Source organism: Streptomyces sp. NPDC048197 (genome assembly GCF_043202395.1).
In the GTDB taxonomy this organism is placed as follows: domain Bacteria; phylum Actinomycetota; class Actinomycetes; order Streptomycetales; family Streptomycetaceae; genus Streptomyces; species Streptomyces siderophoricus.
Map to the genome: position 1 here is coordinate 1 of NZ_JBIDAJ010000074.1, position 3,194 is coordinate 3,194.

Sequence of the window (3,194 nt, forward strand, 5' to 3'; positions counted from 1 at the left end):
ACACAGTGGACGCGAGCAACTGAGGACAAGCCCTCGGCCTATTAGTACCAGTCAACTCCACACCTTACGGCGCTTCCATATCTGGCCTATCAACCCAGTCGTCTACTGGGAGCCTTACCCCATCAAGTGGGAGGGAGCCCTCATCTCGAAGCAGGCTTCCCGCTTAGATGCTTTCAGCGGTTATCCTTTCCGAACGTAGCCAACCAGCCATGCCCTTGGCAGGACAACTGGCACACCAGAGGTTCGTCCGTCCCGGTCCTCTCGTACTAGGGACAGCCCTTCTCAAGACTCCTACGCGCACAGCGGATAGGGACCGAACTGTCTCACGACGTTCTAAACCCAGCTCGCGTACCGCTTTAATGGGCGAACAGCCCAACCCTTGGGACCGACTCCAGCCCCAGGATGCGACGAGCCGACATCGAGGTGCCAAACCATCCCGTCGATATGGACTCTTGGGGAAGATCAGCCTGTTATCCCCGGGGTACCTTTTATCCGTTGAGCGACGGCGCTTCCACAAGCCACCGCCGGATCACTAGTCCCTACTTTCGTACCTGCTCGACCCGTCAGTCTCACAGTCAAGCTCCCTTGTGCACTTACACTCAACACCTGATTGCCAACCAGGCTGAGGGAACCTTTGGGCGCCTCCGTTACCCTTTAGGAGGCAACCGCCCCAGTTAAACTACCCACCAGACACTGTCCCTGATCCGGATCACGGACCCAGGTTAGACATCCAGCACGACCAGAGTGGTATTTCAACAATGACTCCACACCAACTGGCGTTGATGCTTCACAGTCTCCCACCTATCCTACACAAGCCGAACCGAACACCAATATCAAGCTATAGTAAAGGTCCCGGGGTCTTTCCGTCCTGCTGCGCGAAACGAGCATCTTTACTCGTAATGCAATTTCACCGGGCCTATGGTTGAGACAGTCGAGAAGTCGTTACGCCATTCGTGCAGGTCGGAACTTACCCGACAAGGAATTTCGCTACCTTAGGATGGTTATAGTTACCACCGCCGTTTACTGGCGCTTAAGTTCTCAGCTTCGCCACGACGAATCATGACTAACCGGTCCCCTTAACGTTCCAGCACCGGGCAGGCGTCAGTCCGTATACATCGCCTTACGGCTTCGCACGGACCTGTGTTTTTAGTAAACAGTCGCTTCTCGCTGGTCTCTGCGGCCACCCCCAGCTCAGAGAGCAAGTCTCATCACCGGAAATGGCCCCCCTTCTCCCGAAGTTACGGGGGCATTTTGCCGAGTTCCTTAACCATAGTTCACCCGAACGCCTCGGTATTCTCTACCTGACCACCTGAGTCGGTTTAGGGTACGGGCCGCCATGAAACTCGCTAGAGGCTTTTCTCGACAGCATAGGATCATCCACTTCACCACAATCGGCTCGGCATCAGGTCTCAGCCTTAACGAGGGACGGATTTGCCTACCCCTCGGCCTACACCCTTACCCCGGGACAACCACCGCCCGGGCTGGACTACCTTCCTGCGTCACCCCATCACTCACCTACTACAAGTCTGGTCCGTCGGCTCCACCACTCCCCTACGCTCCGAAGAGCTCAGGGCGGCTTCACGGACTTAGCATCGCCTGATTCAATGTTTGGCGCTTCAAAGCGGGTACCGGAATATCAACCGGTTGTCCATCGACTACGCCTGTCGGCCTCGCCTTAGGTCCCGACTTACCCTGGGCAGATCAGCTTGACCCAGGAACCCTTAGTCAATCGGCGCACACGTTTCCCACGTGTGTATCGCTACTCATGCCTGCATTCTCACTCGTGAACCGTCCACAACTCGTTTCCACGGCTGCTTCACCCGGCACACGACGCTCCCCTACCCATCACGATCCCCGTTGGGGGTAATATCGCAATGACATGACTTCGGCGGTGTGCTTGAGCCCCGCTACATTGTCGGCGCGGAATCACTTGACCAGTGAGCTATTACGCACTCTTTCAAGGGTGGCTGCTTCTAAGCCAACCTCCTGGTTGTCTCTGCGACTCCACATCCTTTCCCACTTAGCACACGCTTAGGGGCCTTAGTCGATGCTCTGGGCTGTTTCCCTCTCGACCATGGAGCTTATCCCCCACAGTCTCACTGCCGCGCTCTCACTTACCGGCATTCGGAGTTTGGCTAAGGTCAGTAACCCGGTAGGGCCCATCGCCTATCCAGTGCTCTACCTCCGGCAAGAAACACACGACGCTGCACCTAAATGCATTTCGGGGAGAACCAGCTATCACGGAGTTTGATTGGCCTTTCACCCCTAACCACAGGTCATCCCCCAGGTTTTCAACCCTGGTGGGTTCGGTCCTCCACGAAGTCTTACCTCCGCTTCAACCTGCCCATGGCTAGATCACTCCGCTTCGGGTCTTGGGCACGCTACTCAACGCCCTATTCGGACTCGCTTTCGCTACGGCTTCCCCACACGGGTTAACCTCGCAACATACCGCAAACTCGCAGGCTCATTCTTCAAAAGGCACGCAGTCACGACGTTGAATCCGAAGACTCAACGCGACGCTCCCACGGCTTGTAGGCACACGGTTTCAGGTACTATTTCACTCCGCTCCCGCGGTACTTTTCACCATTCCCTCACGGTACTATCCGCTATCGGTCACCAGGGAATATTTAGGCTTAACGGGTGGTCCCGCCAGATTCACACGGGATTTCTCGGGCCCCGTGCTACTTGGGTGTCTCTTAAACGAGCCGTTGACGTTTCAGCTACGGGGGTCTTACCCTCTACGCCGGACCTTTCGCATGTCCTTCGCCTACATCAACGGTTTCTGACTCGTCCCACAGCCGGCAGACTGCAGAAAAGAGATCCCACAACCCCGCACTGGCAACCCCTGCCGGGTATCACACCAATACGGTTTGGCCTCATCCAGTTTCGCTCGCCACTACTCCCGGAATCACGGTTGTTTTCTCTTCCTGCGGGTACTGAGATGTTTCACTTCCCCGCGTTCCCTCCACACTGCCTATGTGTTCAGCAGCGGGTGACAGCCCATGACGACTGCCGGGTTTCCCCATTCGGACACCCCCGGATCAAAGCTCGGTTGACAGCTCCCCGGGGCCTATCGCGGCCTCCCACGTCCTTCATCGGTTCCTGGTGCCAAGGCATCCACCGTGCGCCCTTAAAAACTTGGCCACAGATGCTCGCGTCCACTGTGCAGTTCTCAAGCAACGACCAGCCACCCA

1 rRNA gene is annotated in these 3,194 nt (G+C 56.7%); it reads right to left on the reverse strand.

The features are described 5' to 3' along the window. Positions 1-21: 21 nt before the first annotated feature. Positions 22-3,144, reverse strand: a 23S ribosomal RNA gene (locus ACGF4C_RS39165). Positions 3,145-3,194: the final 50 nt, after the last annotated feature.